Genomic DNA, 15,049 nt, shown 5'->3' with positions numbered 1-15,049 from the left:
ACCCATCCCCACCCCAACCCTCCCCTTGAAGGGGAGGGAGTGACCGTACTGCTCTACTCGGGCACCAGCCGGGCGCGCGCTTCGGCGAGCTTCGCGTAGGCGTCGAAGGTCTTCTGCGCCTGCTCGGGGATGCGCTCCCAGCCGATCGGCAGTTCCTCGGACAGGTCGTGCAGGTCCATCTTGGCCTGCGTCGCCTGGGCGTTGAGCTTTCTCACCAGCGCTTTCAGTTCGTCGCTCGGCATCGCGGTTCCCCTCAGAAATTCGCCACTTCGGGGAAGCGGCCGATGAGCTCCGCCGCCTCGCCGACGATGCGGTCGCCGGCCTCCGCGAGCGCCTGCAGCGTGTCGAAGCCGAAGCGGTGGATGTCGCGGTGGTATTTCGAGAACACGATCAGGCGCCCCGTGGTCAGCATCGCGCGGCCGAAGCCTTCGTGGTTGAGCTTGATCGTCGGGGACGCGATCAGCCCCGTGCGGCGCTCGATCGCGAGGCCGGCGGCGTTGTAGAAGAGATCCACCCGCGCCATCACCTCCGGGCCCGGATCGTCGATGATCGAGATCAGCTTGCGCGCGGCCTTGTCAACGACGAAGGGATTGAGGATGTCGGCGTCGCTCTTGTGGTCGCGGCGGCCGAAGGTGTCCTGGGCGCGGATCAGCTTGACCAGCTCCGCGAGGAAAGGGGATGCGGCGATGACGACGGCCGCCTCATCCGGTGCGAGGGTGTCAGACATGTTCGGCCTCGCTCGCGGCGTCATGCTCCGCATCGAAATCGAAGCTGCGCTCCCGGCCCTTCAGCAGCACCTTGCGCAGCCACGGCGGCGGCGTGCCCCTGAGCACTTCCTGCAGGCGCTCGATGATCGTCGCGATCGGCTGCGGGCTTGCCACCTTCACCGGATGCACGCGCAGGTTCACGACCTTGGCCGCGGCCGAGCCGCCGATTGCCGCGACGTACAGCATCGCGCAGTCGCGCACCGCGTCGAGCTTGGGCACGAGCTTGTCCTCGCTGCCGTCCTCGGCGAGATCGCCGGCGAACTCGACGACTTCGACCAGCCGGCTCGCGTCCGGCTGCACTTCGTAGATCGCGATCTTCTTCGCCCAGCCGAAGTGGGCGTCCACGTCGACCAGATTTTCCGTTGCAAAGGCGATTTTCATGCCGAGTTCTCCCAGTGGCGAATCAGTGACCAGCGCGAGCCGGCGCATCCACGGCCGGCGCGGGGCCGGTTCGGTGGAGGTCGGGCCGGAGGCTGGCGGGGGTGACGTGCTGTTCATGCGCGTGCAGTTGCTCCATGAAGACATTGCCCACCTCGAAGATCAGATCGCGCGTGCCGCGATAGCCGACAGTGACCTTGTGCGCGACGCCGAGCCGGTCGAAGGTCGGCAGGCCGGCGCGCCAGAACGGGATGCCCAGCCGCGCCGCGGCCTGGCGGCCGTGCGAATGGGTGACCAGCAGGTCGCAGCCGGCGGCGTGCTCCTCGAAATCGCCCAGATCGCCGATGCGCACCGTCTCCGCTGCGACGCGTGCGAGCACCGGCGCGTCCTGCGGCGCGATCGCGCAGGTGACCGTCGCGCCCATGTCGGCGAAGAAGTGCGACAGCGCGAACAGCAGATCCGGCTCGGCGGCGATCGCGACCTTCTGCTCCCCGAAGTAGAAATGCCCGTCGAGCATCGCGTCCTGCAGCTGGCTGCGCTGGCGGCGGTATTTCAGCGGCACGTCCTGTTCGGACAGGTCGGACAGCAGCGCGATGAAGGCGTCGCAGGCGGCGAGCCCGGTGAGGCGGTCGAACACGCGGAACGGCACGCCGGTTTTCTTCTCCAGCAGCTCCGCGGCCGGGCGCATCTGCTCGCCGATCGCGATCGTGATGGCCGATGCGCCCATCGCGCGCACGTCTTCGAGCCGCGTGCCGCCCAGTGTGTGCGGCAGAAAGGTCTCGGGGATGTGGCCGTCGAGCGATCCGGAAAGGTCCGGCAGCACGATGGGTGTGAGGCCGAAGGCTTCGATCGTCTCGCGGATCTCCTCGATGTCGCCCGGCGTCAGATGGCAGCCGGCGAGGATGTTCACCTGCCACGGCGTGCGCACCTTGGTCGTCGGCACCAGGGCATCGATCATCGCGCCGACGGCCTTCGCCCAGCCGTCGGAAAAACCGCCGACGAAATCCGGCGTCGGCGCGAACACCACTTCCGTGCCGGCGAGCTCCGGGTGCTTCTCGCGGATCAGCTTCAGGAAGCCCGCGACGTCGTCGCCCTTGGCCTCCGTGATGCCGGTCGAGCACAACCCGATCAGCGCCGGGTTCGCGCGCTTCTTGATGTTCAGCAGCGCCTGCTCGATGTTCTCCAGGCCGCCGAGGATGGTCGTGACCTCGTTCATCGCGGTCGTCTGCAGCGGGATCGTCTCGCGGAAATGGCGCACGAACAGCACCAGCCCGAACGCCGTGCACCCCTGCGAGCCATGCAGCAGCGGCAGCGCGCGGTCCATACCGAGGAAGGCCAGCGCGGCGCCGATCGGTGCGCTCATCTTCAGCGGGTTCGTCGTGCAGGCTTTCCTGCCGGGAATGATCGTGGCCATGATGCGTGCTCGGAAGGGTACGGGTACAACACAGCAGGAACGGTGCCAGCGAGGCATAAGCGCCAAAAATCAGTGACATGGCCTCGTTGCCAGGCTGCTCCGGCGCAGCTTTGGCGGATGTCCGACACCGACGTGTCGCAAGCGCCACACACGCCCCGTGACGCGGGCCCGGGTCGGTCCGGGCGACAATCCCGCGCGGCAAGCATGCCCTTGCGCGGTATCATGATGACGACCGGCTGGAGCCGGCGCGTCGATTCGGGGGGGCAGCCGCGGGTACGCTGGCATCCGGCCACCCCCGCCCATCGGCGAGCATGTCAATGAACTTCGATTTCAGGACACGAGGAACACCGATGCCCGACTATCGGATGCCTGTGGATCGTTCCCAGCGGATCGCGGCGCTCGTTGCCGAGCGCACCGCCGAACTGGCCGCGGTCAGTGCGTCGCTGCGCGAGGTCAATGCCGAGCAGCAGGCGATCCTCGATACCGCGACCTCGGGCATCGCGCTGATCAAGGACCGCGTGGTGGTCCGCTGCAACCGGCGCCTGCACGAAATGTTCGGCTGGCCGCCGGGCGGGCTCGTCGGGCAGCGCACGGCGGTGTGGTATCCCGACGAGGCAGCGCACATCGCGGGCGGCGAACCAGTGTACGCAGCCATCTGGCGAGGCGAATCGCACCGGCGGGAGCAGCAGCTCATGCGCCGCGACGGCTCCCTGTTCTGGGCGCGCCTGACGGGCACTGCGGTGGATACGACCGACCGCAGCAAGGGCTCCGTGTGGGTCATCGACGACATCTCCGCCGAGATCGAAGCCGTCGAGCGGATGCAGAAGGCCCGCGCGCTCGCCGAGGACGCCGCGCGCATCAAGTCGGATTTCCTCGCCAACATGAGCCATGAGATCCGCACGCCGATGAACGCCATCATCGGCATGACCTACCTCGTCCTGCGCACCCAGCTCGACGCGCGCCAGCGCGACTACATCGAGAAGATCCAGGCCTCCAGCCAGCACCTGCTCGGCATCATCAACGACGTGCTCGATTTCTCCAAGATCGAGGCCGGCAAGCTCGTCATCGAGCGCATCGATTTCGACCTCGAGAAGACCGTCGCCGACGTCGGCGCCCAGATCGTCGAGAAGACCAACGCGAAGGGGTTGGAACTGGTCATCGACGTCGCCTCGGACGTGCCGTCCAGCCTCGTTGGCGACCCCCTGCGCATCAGCCAGATCCTGCTCAACTACGCCAACAACGCGGTCAAGTTCACGGACCGCGGCGAGATCGTCATGCGCGTCCGGCGCGAACGCTTCGAGGACGGCGACGTGGTGCTGCGCTTCGAAGTGCGCGACACCGGCATCGGCATCGCCGAAGAGCAGCGCGAGCGCCTGTTCCGCAGCTTCGAGCAGGCCGACACCTCCACCACGCGCAAGTACGGCGGCACCGGGCTCGGACTCGCAATCAGCAAGCGGCTCGCCGGCATGATGGGCGGCAGCGTAGGCGTCGACAGCCAGCGGGGCGCCGGCTCGACCTTCTGGTTCACCTGCCGCCTGGGCATCGGCCGCGCCGAGGGGCACCTGCTCATGCCCGCGCCTGACCTGCGCGGCCTGCGCGCCCTGGTCGCCGACGACAACCTCAGCTCGCGCGAGGTGCTCGCCGAGATGATGCGCTGCATGACCTTCCGGGTGCATGCCGTGGACTGCGGGCACGCGGCGGTCGCCGAAGTGGCGCGCGCCGCAGGCGCCGGCGAACCCTACGACATCGTCCTGATCGACTGGCAGATGCCCGGGCTCGACGGCGTGGCCGCCGCGCGCGAGATGGGCCGGCTCGGGCTGCCGCGGCTGCCCGTGCGCATCGTCGTCACCGCCTACGGGCGTGAGGACGTTGCGCGCGCCGCCGTGGGCTCCGGCGTCGACGACATCCTGCTCAAGCCGGTCACCGCCTCCGCCTTGTTCGACACGGCCATCCGGCTGCTCGACGGCGCCCTGCGTCCGGCCAGGGCGCACGCCGCCACCGGCGACGCCCCGGCCGACCTCGCTGCGATCCGCGGTGCGCGGCTGCTGCTCGTCGAGGACAACGAGCTCAATCAGGAGGTCGCGAGCGAGCTGCTCGGCGCCGCCGGCTTCCGTGTCGATATCGCCGCCAATGGTGAAGAGGCGGTGCAGCGCGTGCAGCAGGCCTCCTACGACCTAGTGCTGATGGACATGCAGATGCCGGTGATGGATGGCGTGACCGCGACGCGTGCGATCCGCCGCCTGCCCGCCTGCGCCGGCCTGCCTATCGTCGCGATGACCGCCAATGCGATGGCAGGCGATCGCGAGCAATGCATCGACGCGGGGATGAACGATCACGTCGCCAAGCCCATCCAGCCCGACCGCCTGTGGGCGGCGCTGCTGCGCTGGATCGCGCCGCGCGGCGACGCGACGGCCGCGGACAGTCCGGCAGCGACGGCGCCTGCCGCTGCCGCGCCGCGCGTCGTGCTGGCAAGGCTCAGGCTGATTCCGGGACTCGATCCCGACCTCGGTGTGCGCCGCCTGATGGGGAAGGAGGACTTCTACCTCTCCCTGCTGCGCAAGTTCGTCAGCGGCTATGGGGATTTCACCGCGCGCCTGGACGCGGCCCTCGCCGGCGGCGACCTCGCCGCGGCCGAGCGTCTCGCCCACTCGCTGAAAGGACTGGCGGGGCAGATCGGCGCCGCGCCGATGCAGGAGGTCGCGGCCGGACTCGAGCGTTGTCTCCATGAAGGCGCCCCCGCCGCGGAGATCGACGACGCCCGCGACCGTGCCGCGCGCGCGCTCGCCGACCTGATCGAAGCGCTGACCCGGGCGCTGCCGGCTCCCGAAACGGTCCTGTAGTCCTCACGGGCTTGTCGCGGACGCTCACGCCGTGGCCACGCGCTCGCCCCAGCCCTCCGGCTGCTCCCACGGCGCCGGCTGTCGCACCTGCGCCCAGATCGGGTTGTACAGCGCCTTGTCGATCTCCGCGACCAGATTCACCACGCCCTCGTAGCCCGCGAGCGCGTGATGGCGCTCCTGGTTGATCTCCACCCAAGGCGTCTTCGCCTTCAGCGCGACGAACTGCGAGCGTCCGCCCGACAGCATCACGTCGGCCTTCGACTCCTTCAGCATCCGGTACATCTCGCGCGGCGGCAGCTCGTCGAACATGTGCGCGTCGGTGCCCATGATCTTGACGACCTTCGCGCGGTCGCCCTGCGTCGATTTGCGCATCGAGGTGCCGACGATCTCCATGCCCACCTCCTGCAGCGCCGACACCACGCTCCACGACTTCACCCCGCCGGTGAACAGCAGCACGCGCCTGCCCGCGAGGCGCGCACGGTACTTCTCCAGCCGCGCCCACGCGCGCGCCTCCTCGCGTGCGATCAGCGCCTCGGCGCGCGCCGGCAGGTCTGCCGGGGCGCCGCGCTCGACCAGCAGGCGCGAGATCCTGCGCAGGCAGTCCGACATGTCCGCGATACCGTAGAAGCTGCCCTCGAAGAACGGGATGTCGTAGCGCTCCTGCATCTTGCGCGCGATGTTGATCAGCGCCTGCGAGCACAGCATGATCGCCGCCTTTGCGCGATGCGAGCCCGCGATGTCGCTGTAGCGCGCGTCGCCGCAGAAGGTCGCCAGCACGCGGATGCCCAGCTCGTCGAAGAGCGGCTTCACCTGCCAGAACTCGCCGACCACGTTGTATTCGCCGATCAGGTTGATGTCGCAGTCCGTGGTGTATTCCGGCTCCAGCGTGCCGACGACGTGGTCGAGCAGCGCCTCGCCGCCGAGCTTGTTGCCGAGGTTCTTGCTGCCCGCGAAACCTGGGGCATTCACCGGGATCACCGGCGTGCCGAACTTCGCGGAGGCCGCCTTGCACACGCCTTCCACGTCGTCGCCGATCATCGCCGGCAGGCAGGTCTGGTACACGAAGATCGCCGGCGGATTCACCTTGTCGACGATCTCCTTGATCGCGCGGTACAGGCGCTTCTCGCCGCCGTAGATCACATCGAACTCCGCCATGTCGGTGGTGAAGCCCGTGCGGTAAGTCTGCGGGCCGGACGAATACACGTGGCGCGAATCCCACGAATTGCCTTCGCACGCGATCGGCCCATGCACGAGGTGGGCGACGTCCACCACCGGCTGCAGCGCGATCTTCGCGCCATCGAAGGCACAGCCGCCGGCCGCCGCACCCGGCGTCAGCGGCTTCTTGCAGCCTTCCTTGCGTGCCTTGTCGCTCTTCGCCTGGTTCGTCGCGCAGCCGGGCTCGATCAGCAGGCTGTCGATTCTCTGTTTGAGTGCGCTCATGTCGGTTTCCTGTATGCGCCCGTGGCGCGGGGGTCGGGGGACGGGGAAACCGATGCACGATCGGTGCCAGACTCAGCGGCACGTAAAATCAATGACTTGCAGGCATTACGCGAATGCTGTCGAACTCGCGACAGTCAATTTGTCGGGGAGGCGACACGGGGCGCAGTGGGAGCGGCTTCAGCCGCGAATCGGCCGCAGCCCTTGAGACTCCGCCCATTCGCGGCTGAAGCCGCTCCGACGGAACAGCACGGGCGCCGCCGTGTCGGAGCTTCCTCAGCCCTGCTATGCTCAGGCTTTCGCGGCGTACCGCGCCGCGCTTCCGACCCGTAGCCAAGATGAAGAAAGCCCTCCTTTCCCTCGCCCTGAGCCTTGCCGCACTGTCCGGACCGGTCGTCGCTGCCCCCGGAGAAGTGCCCGAAGGCGGCACCTTGCAGCAGATGCCGATGCAGGGCCTTACCGGCGGCTCGAAGCTGCTCGGCGACTATCGCGGCAAGCCCCTGATCATCAACGTCTGGGCCAGCTACTGCCCGCCCTGCCTGGCCGAGATGGGCTCGCTGGAGCGCCTGTCGAAGCGTTACGGCAAGCAGTTCAACGTGATCGGCATTTCCATCGACGACTACCCCGAGCGCGCGCAGGCCTTCCTCGCGCAGGCGAAGACCAGCTTCCCGCACTTCATCGACCGCAAACTCGCGCTCGAGAACATGCTCGGCGCCAACCGCATTCCGCTCACGGTGCTGGTCGATGCCGACGGGAAGATCCTGCACAAGGTTTACGGCGCCAAGGAGTGGGACAGCCCCGATACCGTCGAGGCCATCGGCAAGGCCTTCGGCCTGCGCATGTAAGCGGTGCGCGCCCGGGCGGCGCTCGGCGCATGAAGTTTCCCTGGGCGCAGCCGCGCGCAGGATACGGACGCGTTGGGGGATATACCCCGGCGCGCGCATATTCCTGCGCAATATTTCCGGATGAAACATTACAGGATTGTTTCCGCTGGTAAAATCGCGGCCTAACTCCATACGGCCGTCCGGCAAAACAACATCATGTTCTCGCGCTTCATGCCCCGTGAGGGTCAGTTCTTCACGCTTTTCAACTCCCATGCAGATGAGATCGTGGCCGGTGCCAAGGCCCTGGTTGCGCTGATGCAGGCCGTCGGAAAGGACGCATCGGCAGCGGCCAAGGCCACCTCCGACATCGACGAGATCGAGACCCGTGCGGACAAGGTGAATCATGACGTGATGGCGCTGATGCATTCCACGTTCATCACGCCGCTCGACCGCGACGAGATCCACCAGCTCATCTCGCGCATGGACGACGTGCTCGATACCATCCAGGACGTCGCCGAAACCGTCTCGCTGTACGACATCGGCGAGTCGACGGAGGAGGCCCTGCGCATCGCCGAGCTGTCGCTGTCCTGCGCCGAGAGCGTGCGCGCGGCGGTAGTGCTGCTGTCCAACATGGACAACGGCCGCGAGATCCTGCGCATCTGCCACGAGATCGACGGCTTCGAATCCGACGCCGACCGCGTCCTGCGCAAGGCGCTGTCGGGCCTCTTCCGCGACGAACCGGACGTTCGCGTGGTCCTGAAGATGAAGGGTGTGTACGAGCTGCTCGAATCGGTCACCGATCGCTGCAAGGACGTCGCCAAGATCCTCGAGGCCGTAGTGCTCGAAAACTCCTGATCCGCGATCTCCAGGAAAACGACATGGCAACTATGGAGATCGGGCTGGCCACGGTGATGTTCCTCGTGGTGCTGGCCCTGCTGTTCGACTTCATGAACGGCTTCCACGATGCGGCGAACTCGATCGCGACGGTCGTCTCGACCGGCGTGCTCAAGCCGCAGCATGCGGTCGCCTTCGCGGCCTTCTTCAACGTCGTCGCCATCTTCATCTTCCAGCTGAAGGTCGCGACCACGATCGGCAAGGGCACCATCGATCCCGCGGTGGTCGACCACGTCGTCGTGTTCGGCGCGCTGGTCGGCGCGATCGCGTGGAACGTCATCACCTGGTACTACGGCATTCCGTCGAGCTCCTCGCACGCGCTGATCGGCGGCCTGGTCGGTGCCGCGGTCGCCAAGGGCGGCTTCGGCTCCCTGCTCGCCGCCGGCCTCATCAAGACCGTCGCCTTCATCCTCGTGTCGCCGATGCTGGGCTTCCTGCTCGGGTCGATACTGATGGTGATAGTGTCCTGGGTGTGCTTCCGAACGTCACAGCGCAAGGTCGACAAGTGGTTCCGCCGCCTGCAGCTCGTGTCGGCCTCGCTCTACAGCCTCGGCCACGGCGGCAACGACGCGCAGAAGACCATCGGCATCATCTGGATGCTGCTGATCGCCGCCGGCATCAGCCAGGGCTCGGACCCGGTGCCGATGTGGGTCGTCGTCACCTGCTACCTCGCCATCGGCCTCGGCACGATGTTCGGCGGCTGGCGCATCGTCAAGACCATGGGCCAGCGCATCACCAAGCTCAAGCCGGTCGGCGGTTTCTGCGCCGAAACCGGCGGCGCGATGACGCTGTTCCTCGCCACCGCGCTGGGCATCCCGGTGTCGACCACCCACACCATCACCGGCGCCATCGTCGGCGTCGGCTCCTCGCGCAAGGTCTCAGCCGTGCGCTGGGGCGTGGCGGGCAGCATCGTCTGGGCGTGGATCCTCACCATCCCCTGCAGCGCGCTGATCGCTGCCGGCGCGTGGTACGTCGGCCGCATCATCCTCTGAGCGCACTGCGCTAGCCGAACGGTCCGTCCTCCGCGGCGGGCCGAAGCGGCCGGGTTCAGAAGCGCGAACCCGGCTGCGTGAGGAATTCGACTTCCTCCGGCGTCGATTCCCTTCCCAGAATCGCATTGCGATGCGGATAGCGCCCGAAGCGCTCGATGATCGCCTTGTGCCGCAGTTCGAAGTCCAGGTTGTCCGCGATGCCGTTGCGCTCGAAGAGCTGCACCGCCATCTCGTGGATCTTCCGCGACTCGCTGTGCATGAAGGGCATGTACAGGAAGCTGCGCTCCACCGGCCGCAGCGCCTGCTCCGCCCCCGCCGCAATCGCCTCCTGCGCCAGCGCCAGGGCCAAGGCGTCGCACACGAAGGCCGCGGGCGAATCGCGAAACATGTTGCGCGAAAACTGATCCAGCACGATCACCTCCGCCAGCCTCCCGGTGGGCGTCGCACGCCACGCGTACAACTCGCAGCGCGCAGCCTGCGCGTGTATTGCGCCGAAGCGTTCGGCGACCATGCGGTCGAAAGCGGCGTCCTTCTTCCACCACTGCGCGGGGAAAATTTCGTCGAACCAGAATTCCAGGATCTTTTCGTACATGGCGTGCTCCCGGGCGAGGTCGAACCGTTACGGGCTCTCGCCGGCCTTGTTCCTTCCTGCACAGTCGCTTCGGGATCCTTCTCCCGCGCGGGAATGCGGATCGTCGTCAGCGCAAAGTCGCTGACCTGCCGAGCGCCGCGCCACAGCTCGCGTCCGTTCTGAAGCAAAGGATCACAAAGTGCGATCGCGCCCGCCATTGAGCTGAGGGCGAGATGGACTAGTCTAAGGGATGTCCTTCGACAAGCGGAGCAGCCCGGGATGGTCGACCGCGATGCCTCATCGGACCCAGTGCGCCAATCCATGCCGGCGGCCGCGGCGGTGCGAGCGAAGGTGGAAGAAATCTATCGCACCGAGTCGCGCCGGGTGTTCGCCACGCTGATCCGCCTCCTCGGCGACTTCGACCTCGCCGAGGAGGGACTGCACGACGCCTTCCGCGCGGCTCTCGAACAGTGGCCCGAACAGGGCGTACCGGCAAATCCGCGTGCCTGGCTGGTTTCCACGGGGCGCTTCAAGGCGGTGGACACGTTGCGCCGCCGTGCGCGCTTCGACTTCGTCGAGGATCTGGATGACCGCCCCCATCCGGCCGGCGACGAATCGGCCGACGAAGGCAGTCCCGGCGATAGCGTCGAGGACGACCGTCTGCGGCTGATCTTCACCTGCTGCCACCCGACGCTGCCCACTGAGGCCCGCACCGCGCTGACGCTGCGCGAGGTGTGCGGCCTCACCACCGAAGAGATCGCGCGCGCCTTCCTCACCGCGCCGCCGACCGTGGCCCAGCGCATCGTGCGCGCCAAGGCCAGGATCCGCGACGCGCGCCTGCGCTACGAAGTGCCCGAGCGCGCCGAACTGCCGGCCCGGCTCGACAGCGTGCTGCGCGTGATCTACCTGGTATTCAACGAAGGCTACTCGGCCTCGGCCGGCGATTCGCTCACCCGTGCCGATCTGTCGGGCGAAGCGATCCGGCTCGGACGGCTGCTTGTCGAACTGCTTCCCGAGCCCGAGGCGATCGGGCTGCTCGCGTTGATGCTGATCCAGGAGTCGCGCCGTGCCGCGCGCACCACGCCAGCCGGCGATCTGGTGCTGCTCGACGCACAGGACCGCTCGCGATGGCTGCACGAGCTGATCGCCGAGGGCACGGCACTGGTCGAGCGCGCGCTCCTGGCCGGACCCGCCGGCCCTTATGCGCTGCAGGCCGCGATTGCCGCCGTGCATGCGGAGGCCCCTGTTGCCGGGGCAACCGATTGGGCCCAGATCGTCGGTCTTTACGACCTGCTGCTGCAGCGCGAACCGTCCCCGGTGGTCGAACTGAACCGTGGCGTGGCGATAGCGATGCGCGACGGCCCGGCGGCCGGGCTCGCGGTGATCGACACGATCCTGAACCGCGGCGAACTCGCCGACTACCACCTCGCCCACGCGGCGCGGGCCGATCTGTGCCGGCGCCTGGGCCGCCACGCCGAGGCGAGGGTGGCCTACACGCGCGCCCTGGCGCTGACCCGGCAGGCCACCGAGCGCCGTTTCCTCGAGCGACGGCTCGCGGAACTGGCGGCTTGATGTTTCTTTTTGCAACGCGATGTCGATTTCGTCGTGCGCCGTTCGACCAGGGGTACGGAGGCCCCGATCGCGCCGATCGGCGCAGGCTGCCGAAGGCGGTCCACACCGCGCATTCAAGAGGAGAAGCCCGATGAAATACCTTTGCCTGATCTGTGCAGAGAAGGTCATGGAGCAGATGCCGCGCCCCGATGCAGACAAGCACTTCGAGGAGTACCGCGAGTTCACCGACGCGGTGCGCAAGAGCGGCCACTACCTCGGCTGCAACCGCCTGTTGCCCCCCGACGCCGCCAGCACCGTCCGGGTGCGCGACGGCCGGATCTCGGTCACCGACGGGCCGTGGGTCGAAACCAAGGAGCAGCTCGGCGGCTACTACCTGATCGAGGCCCGGGATCTGAACGAGGCCATCCAGGTGGCGGCGCGCATACCAGGCGCGCGCTTCGGCTGCGTCGAGGTACGGCCGGTCGCGGAGGACGCACAAACCCTGCAGGCACTGGGCTTTGACACGCAGGAAGCCGCCGCCTGAAGGGAACAACGAGGTCGATCCGGCCACGCACCGTTCGACCAGCCGGCGCGCACAAGCGCCTCATCCAACCCCGGGAGACCCACCATGGACACGAGATCTACCCTCGCACTCAGCGAAACGGAAATCCGCAAGGAACTGGAAGACTGGGCGGACGCCGTCCGCGCCAAGGACGTCGACCGCATCTTCGCGCATTACGCACCGGAGATCGTCGCCTTCGACGCCATCGCGCAATTGCAGTTCAAGGGCAGCGAGGCCTACCGCAGGCACTGGGAACGCTGCCTGACGATGTGCACCGGGGCGATGATCTTCGAGGTGCACGAGCTGGAGATCACCACCGACGCCGGACTGGCCTTTGCCCACGCCCTCAACCGCTGCGGCGGCACCGGACCGGACGGCAAGGAGATGTCCGGCTGGATGCGCATGACGAGCTGCCTGCTCAAGCAGCACGGCAAGTGGCGGATCGTGCACGAGCACTTCTCCGCCCCCTTCGATCCGCAGAGCAACACGGCCCTGTGGCTGACGCCCTGACCCCCACGAGGAGAAGACGATGCGACTCAATCCCTATCTCATCTTCAACGGCGACTGCGAAGCTGCCTGCAAGTTCTATCAGCAGCACCTGGGCGCCACCCTGCAAGCCCTGATCCGTTTCGCCGACGCGCCCAAGGGCGCCGACGGTCAGCCCGGTTGCGGGCCGATTCCTGCCGAATTCGGCAACCGCATCATGCATGCCTGCCTGCTCATCGACGGCCAGACGCTAATGGCGTCGGATACAACGCCCCAGTATCCGTATGAGGGCATCAAGGGCTGCTCGGTCTCGCTCAACGTCGATTCGATCGCCGCTGCCGAGCGCATCTTCGCCGCCCTCGCGGACAACGGCACGGTACAGATGCCGCTCGGCCCCACCTTCTGGGCGGCCCGTTTCGGCATGTGCACGGACCGCTTCGGCGTGCCGTGGATGATCAATTGCGAGACCGACAAGGGAGGAAATTGACATGCGCTTCATGATGCTCGTGATTCCTAAGGGCTACGAGAAGGCGCCGCCCGGAACGGTCCCCGATGCCAAGGCGGTCGAGGCGATGATGAAGTACAACGAGGCGCTGCAGAAGGCCGGTGTCCTGCTCTCGCTCGAAGGATTGCACCCGCCGTCCATGGGCGCGCGCGTGTCCTTCGCCGGCGGGAAGCCGACCGTCACGGACGGCCCCTTCATCGAAACCAACGAAGTGCTCGGTGGCTACTGGATGATCGACGTGAAGTCGAAGGATGAGGCGATCGCCTGGGCGTCGCGCTGCCCGATGGCGGACAACGAGATCATCGAGATCCGCCAGGTCCAGGAGATGTCCGACTTCCCGCCCGACGTGCAGCAGGCCGCAGAAGGCTTCACGGCCATGCAGGGGCCGCACTGACGTCGCCGCGGGCGCAGCGTCCATAGAACGCCGGCGCGCACCTCCCGCGTGCCGGCAGTTACGGCCAATGGAGCACGCAGATGGTGAGCAAGAACACGATTTGTCTCTGGTACGACGGCACCGCGCTCGATGCCGCACAGTTCTACGCCCGGACGTTTCCGGACAGCGCCGTGGGCAGGATCCATCGCGCCCCGGGCGACCATCCCTCCGGCAAACAGGGCGACGTCCTGACGGTCGAGTTCACCGTCATGGGCATTCCGTGCCTCGGATTGAATGGCGGTCCGGCATTCCGCCACAGCGAGGCCTTCTCGTTCCAGGTCGCGACCGACGACCAGGGCGAAACGGATCGCTTGTGGAACGCGATCGTCGGCAACGGCGGTCAGGAAAGCGCGTGCGGTTGGTGCAAGGACAAGTGGGGGGTGTCGTGGCAGATCACGCCGCGCGCCCTGACGGCCGCGATTGCCGACCCGGACCGGGCGGCGGCAAAGCGCGCCTTCGACGCCATGATGGAGATGGGGAAGATCGACATCGCCGCGATCGAAGCTGCACGGCGGGGATGACGGTAGCGGCGTGCAATCGCGTCGGCCGAGTTCCACGTGTCGACGCACAGAACCGAAGCACTGTCGGGTACCATCGCCGGTATGCTGAACCTGAACCAAATCAAGGCCGTCTCGCTGGATCTGGACGACACGCTGTGGCCCATCTGGCCCACCATCGACCGCGCGGAAAAGGTCCTCCACGAATGGCTCGTGACGAATGCCCCGGCGACGGCGGCCATGTACGCGAGCCCGCGGGCGCTGCGCGAGGTCCGCGACGCCATGGAAGTGCAGCGTCCGGATCTGGCGCACGACATGACCGCGCTGCGCCGCGAGTCGATCCGTGTGGCGCTGTCGAGCGCCGGGGACGACCCTTCGCTGGCCGGGCCCGCCTTCGACGTCTTCATCGCCGAACGCCACAACGTGAGCTTCTTTCCCGACGCGCTCCCCGCGGTGGAATTCCTGGCCGCGCGTTATCCGCTGGTGAGCATTACCAACGGCAACGCCGATCTCGCGCGCGTCGGCCTGGCGCCATACTTCGTCGCCGGCATCGCTGCGCTCAAGGTGGGCGTGTCCAAGCCCGATGTGCGCATCTTCCAGGTCGCAGCCGAGGCCGTCGGTGTGCAGCCGCACGAGGTGCTGCACGTGGGCGACGACATGGTCATGGATGTGCTGGGGGCGCGTAGTGCGGGCATGCAGGCGGTGTGGGTGAATCGCGGGCAGGCCGCGTGGCCGCATCCCGAGCAGCCGCATCTGGAAGTGACCGACCTGAGCGGGCTTGTCGATGCGCTGGGGTTGACTGCCTGACCGGACGGCCCGGCGAGAGCGGGGCAGGGCCGAGGCATGGCCGGAAGAAAAACGGCCCGCCTTGCGGGCGGGCCGGACCGGCATCCGTCGT

At 67.4% G+C, this 15,049-nt stretch carries 17 protein-coding genes; 11 read left to right on the top strand and 6 right to left on the bottom strand.

Features of this window, described 5'->3' with window-relative positions; translation table 11 throughout:
• Window positions 1-53: 53 nt before the first annotated feature.
• From GO615_RS18340 to nifN, 4 genes are read right to left on the bottom strand one after another with little or no spacing between them, the layout of a single operon-like run.
• Window positions 54-242 (bottom strand): CCE_0567 family metalloprotein, encoded by a 189-nt coding sequence (locus GO615_RS18340; RefSeq protein WP_169130766.1) that lies wholly within the window; start codon window positions 240-242, stop codon window positions 54-56.
• Between the two features lie 11 nt (window positions 243-253).
• Window positions 254-727 (bottom strand): NifX-associated nitrogen fixation protein, encoded by a 474-nt coding sequence (locus GO615_RS18335; RefSeq protein WP_169130764.1) that lies wholly within the window; start codon window positions 725-727, stop codon window positions 254-256.
• Window positions 720-1,148, bottom strand: coding sequence for a nitrogen fixation protein NifX (gene nifX / locus GO615_RS18330; protein ID WP_169130762.1), 429 nt, complete (start codon window positions 1,146-1,148; stop codon window positions 720-722). Before nifX ends, GO615_RS18335 begins: the two co-directional genes overlap by 8 nt.
• A 22-nt stretch (window positions 1,149-1,170) precedes the next feature.
• The gene (nifN, locus tag GO615_RS18325) at window positions 1,171-2,559 is read right to left on the bottom strand and encodes a nitrogenase iron-molybdenum cofactor biosynthesis protein NifN (RefSeq protein ID WP_169130760.1); all 1,389 of its coding nucleotides are present in this window, start codon (window positions 2,557-2,559) and stop codon (window positions 1,171-1,173) included.
• 350 nt (window positions 2,560-2,909) lie between these two features.
• Here nifN and GO615_RS18320 point away from each other — a divergent pair, with 350 nt between their 5' ends.
• Window positions 2,910-5,399, top strand: a complete 2,490-nt coding sequence (locus GO615_RS18320; protein ID WP_169130758.1) for a response regulator — start codon at window positions 2,910-2,912, stop codon at window positions 5,397-5,399.
• Between the two features lie 24 nt (window positions 5,400-5,423).
• Here the strand turns inward: GO615_RS18320 and nifE are convergent, their stop codons facing one another.
• On the bottom strand, window positions 5,424-6,839 hold the full coding sequence (gene nifE, locus GO615_RS18315) for a nitrogenase iron-molybdenum cofactor biosynthesis protein NifE (protein ID WP_169130756.1): 1,416 nt from the start codon (window positions 6,837-6,839) through the stop codon (window positions 5,424-5,426).
• Between the two features lie 335 nt (window positions 6,840-7,174).
• Here nifE and GO615_RS18310 point away from each other — a divergent pair, with 335 nt between their 5' ends.
• From GO615_RS18310 to GO615_RS18300, 3 genes are all read left to right on the top strand, one after another.
• The gene (locus GO615_RS18310) at window positions 7,175-7,681 is read left to right on the top strand and encodes a TlpA family protein disulfide reductase (protein ID WP_169130754.1); all 507 of its coding nucleotides are present in this window, start codon (window positions 7,175-7,177) and stop codon (window positions 7,679-7,681) included.
• A gap of 195 nt (window positions 7,682-7,876) precedes the next feature.
• Complete coding sequence (locus GO615_RS18305) at window positions 7,877-8,515, top strand: DUF47 domain-containing protein (protein WP_169130752.1); 639 nt, start codon at window positions 7,877-7,879, stop codon at window positions 8,513-8,515.
• 23 nt (window positions 8,516-8,538) lie between these two features.
• A complete protein-coding gene (locus GO615_RS18300) occupies window positions 8,539-9,546 on the top strand; it encodes an inorganic phosphate transporter (RefSeq protein ID WP_169130750.1) in 1,008 nt (335 codons plus the stop codon).
• Window positions 9,547-9,601: 55 nt separating this feature from the next.
• Here the strand turns inward: GO615_RS18300 and GO615_RS18295 are convergent, their stop codons facing one another.
• Window positions 9,602-10,138: a DUF924 family protein gene (locus GO615_RS18295; RefSeq protein WP_169130748.1), complete on the bottom strand. Its 537-nt coding sequence runs from the start codon at window positions 10,136-10,138 to the stop codon at window positions 9,602-9,604.
• A 330-nt stretch (window positions 10,139-10,468) separates the two neighbouring features.
• Between GO615_RS18295 and GO615_RS18290 the strand changes: the two genes are divergently transcribed.
• The 7 genes from GO615_RS18290 to GO615_RS18260 all read left to right on the top strand — a co-directional run bounded on the left by GO615_RS18290 (window position 10,469) and on the right by GO615_RS18260 (window position 14,958).
• Complete coding sequence (locus tag GO615_RS18290) at window positions 10,469-11,689, top strand: RNA polymerase sigma factor (protein ID WP_211167218.1); 1,221 nt, start codon at window positions 10,469-10,471, stop codon at window positions 11,687-11,689.
• Between the two features lie 130 nt (window positions 11,690-11,819).
• Complete coding sequence (locus GO615_RS18285; RefSeq protein WP_169130744.1) at window positions 11,820-12,212, top strand: YciI family protein; 393 nt, start codon at window positions 11,820-11,822, stop codon at window positions 12,210-12,212.
• 84 nt (window positions 12,213-12,296) lie between these two features.
• Window positions 12,297-12,740, top strand: a complete 444-nt coding sequence (locus GO615_RS18280; protein WP_169130742.1) for a YybH family protein — start codon at window positions 12,297-12,299, stop codon at window positions 12,738-12,740.
• A gap of 19 nt (window positions 12,741-12,759) precedes the next feature.
• Window positions 12,760-13,203 carry a VOC family protein gene (locus GO615_RS18275; protein WP_169130740.1) on the top strand — a complete coding sequence of 148 codons (444 nt, stop codon included), beginning with the start codon at window positions 12,760-12,762 and terminating at the stop codon, window positions 13,201-13,203.
• A 1-nt stretch (window position 13,204) separates the two neighbouring features.
• Window positions 13,205-13,615 carry a YciI family protein gene (locus GO615_RS18270; protein WP_169130738.1) on the top strand — a complete coding sequence of 137 codons (411 nt, stop codon included), beginning with the start codon at window positions 13,205-13,207 and terminating at the stop codon, window positions 13,613-13,615.
• 80 nt (window positions 13,616-13,695) lie between these two features.
• Window positions 13,696-14,175 (top strand): VOC family protein, encoded by a 480-nt coding sequence (locus tag GO615_RS18265; RefSeq protein WP_169130736.1) that lies wholly within the window; start codon window positions 13,696-13,698, stop codon window positions 14,173-14,175.
• 36 nt (window positions 14,176-14,211) lie between these two features.
• Window positions 14,212-14,958: an HAD family hydrolase gene (locus tag GO615_RS18260; RefSeq protein ID WP_339380073.1), complete on the top strand. Its 747-nt coding sequence runs from the start codon at window positions 14,212-14,214 to the stop codon at window positions 14,956-14,958.
• The last annotated feature ends 91 nt before the right edge of the window (window positions 14,959-15,049 follow it).

Origin of the sequence: Aromatoleum evansii, assembly GCF_012910805.1 — a bacterium.
In the GTDB taxonomy this organism is placed as follows: domain Bacteria; phylum Pseudomonadota; class Gammaproteobacteria; order Burkholderiales; family Rhodocyclaceae; genus Aromatoleum; species Aromatoleum evansii.
Note: the sequence above shows the minus strand (reverse complement) of the source record. Positions and strands in the feature narration are given on the sequence as shown.

Coding starts and splice junctions, on each gene's coding strand:
- GO615_RS18335 (WP_169130764.1), bottom strand. CDS start 727: ATGTCTGACACCCTCGCACCGGATGAGGCGGCCGTCGTCATCGCCGCA.
- nifX (WP_169130762.1), bottom strand. CDS start 1,148: ATGAAAATCGCCTTTGCAACGGAAAATCTGGTCGACGTGGACGCCCAC.
- GO615_RS18280 (WP_169130742.1), top strand. CDS start 12,297: ATGGACACGAGATCTACCCTCGCACTCAGCGAAACGGAAATCCGCAAG.
- nifN (WP_169130760.1), bottom strand. CDS start 2,559: ATGGCCACGATCATTCCCGGCAGGAAAGCCTGCACGACGAACCCGCTG.
- GO615_RS18300 (WP_169130750.1), top strand. CDS start 8,539: ATGGCAACTATGGAGATCGGGCTGGCCACGGTGATGTTCCTCGTGGTG.
- GO615_RS18310 (WP_169130754.1), top strand. CDS start 7,175: ATGAAGAAAGCCCTCCTTTCCCTCGCCCTGAGCCTTGCCGCACTGTCC.
- GO615_RS18340 (WP_169130766.1), bottom strand. CDS start 242: ATGCCGAGCGACGAACTGAAAGCGCTGGTGAGAAAGCTCAACGCCCAG.
- GO615_RS18305 (WP_169130752.1), top strand. CDS start 7,877: ATGTTCTCGCGCTTCATGCCCCGTGAGGGTCAGTTCTTCACGCTTTTC.
- nifE (WP_169130756.1), bottom strand. CDS start 6,839: ATGAGCGCACTCAAACAGAGAATCGACAGCCTGCTGATCGAGCCCGGC.
- GO615_RS18285 (WP_169130744.1), top strand. CDS start 11,820: ATGAAATACCTTTGCCTGATCTGTGCAGAGAAGGTCATGGAGCAGATG.
- GO615_RS18265 (WP_169130736.1), top strand. CDS start 13,696: ATGGTGAGCAAGAACACGATTTGTCTCTGGTACGACGGCACCGCGCTC.
- GO615_RS18295 (WP_169130748.1), bottom strand. CDS start 10,138: ATGTACGAAAAGATCCTGGAATTCTGGTTCGACGAAATTTTCCCCGCG.
- GO615_RS18270 (WP_169130738.1), top strand. CDS start 13,205: ATGCGCTTCATGATGCTCGTGATTCCTAAGGGCTACGAGAAGGCGCCG.
- GO615_RS18320 (WP_169130758.1), top strand. CDS start 2,910: ATGCCCGACTATCGGATGCCTGTGGATCGTTCCCAGCGGATCGCGGCG.
- GO615_RS18275 (WP_169130740.1), top strand. CDS start 12,760: ATGCGACTCAATCCCTATCTCATCTTCAACGGCGACTGCGAAGCTGCC.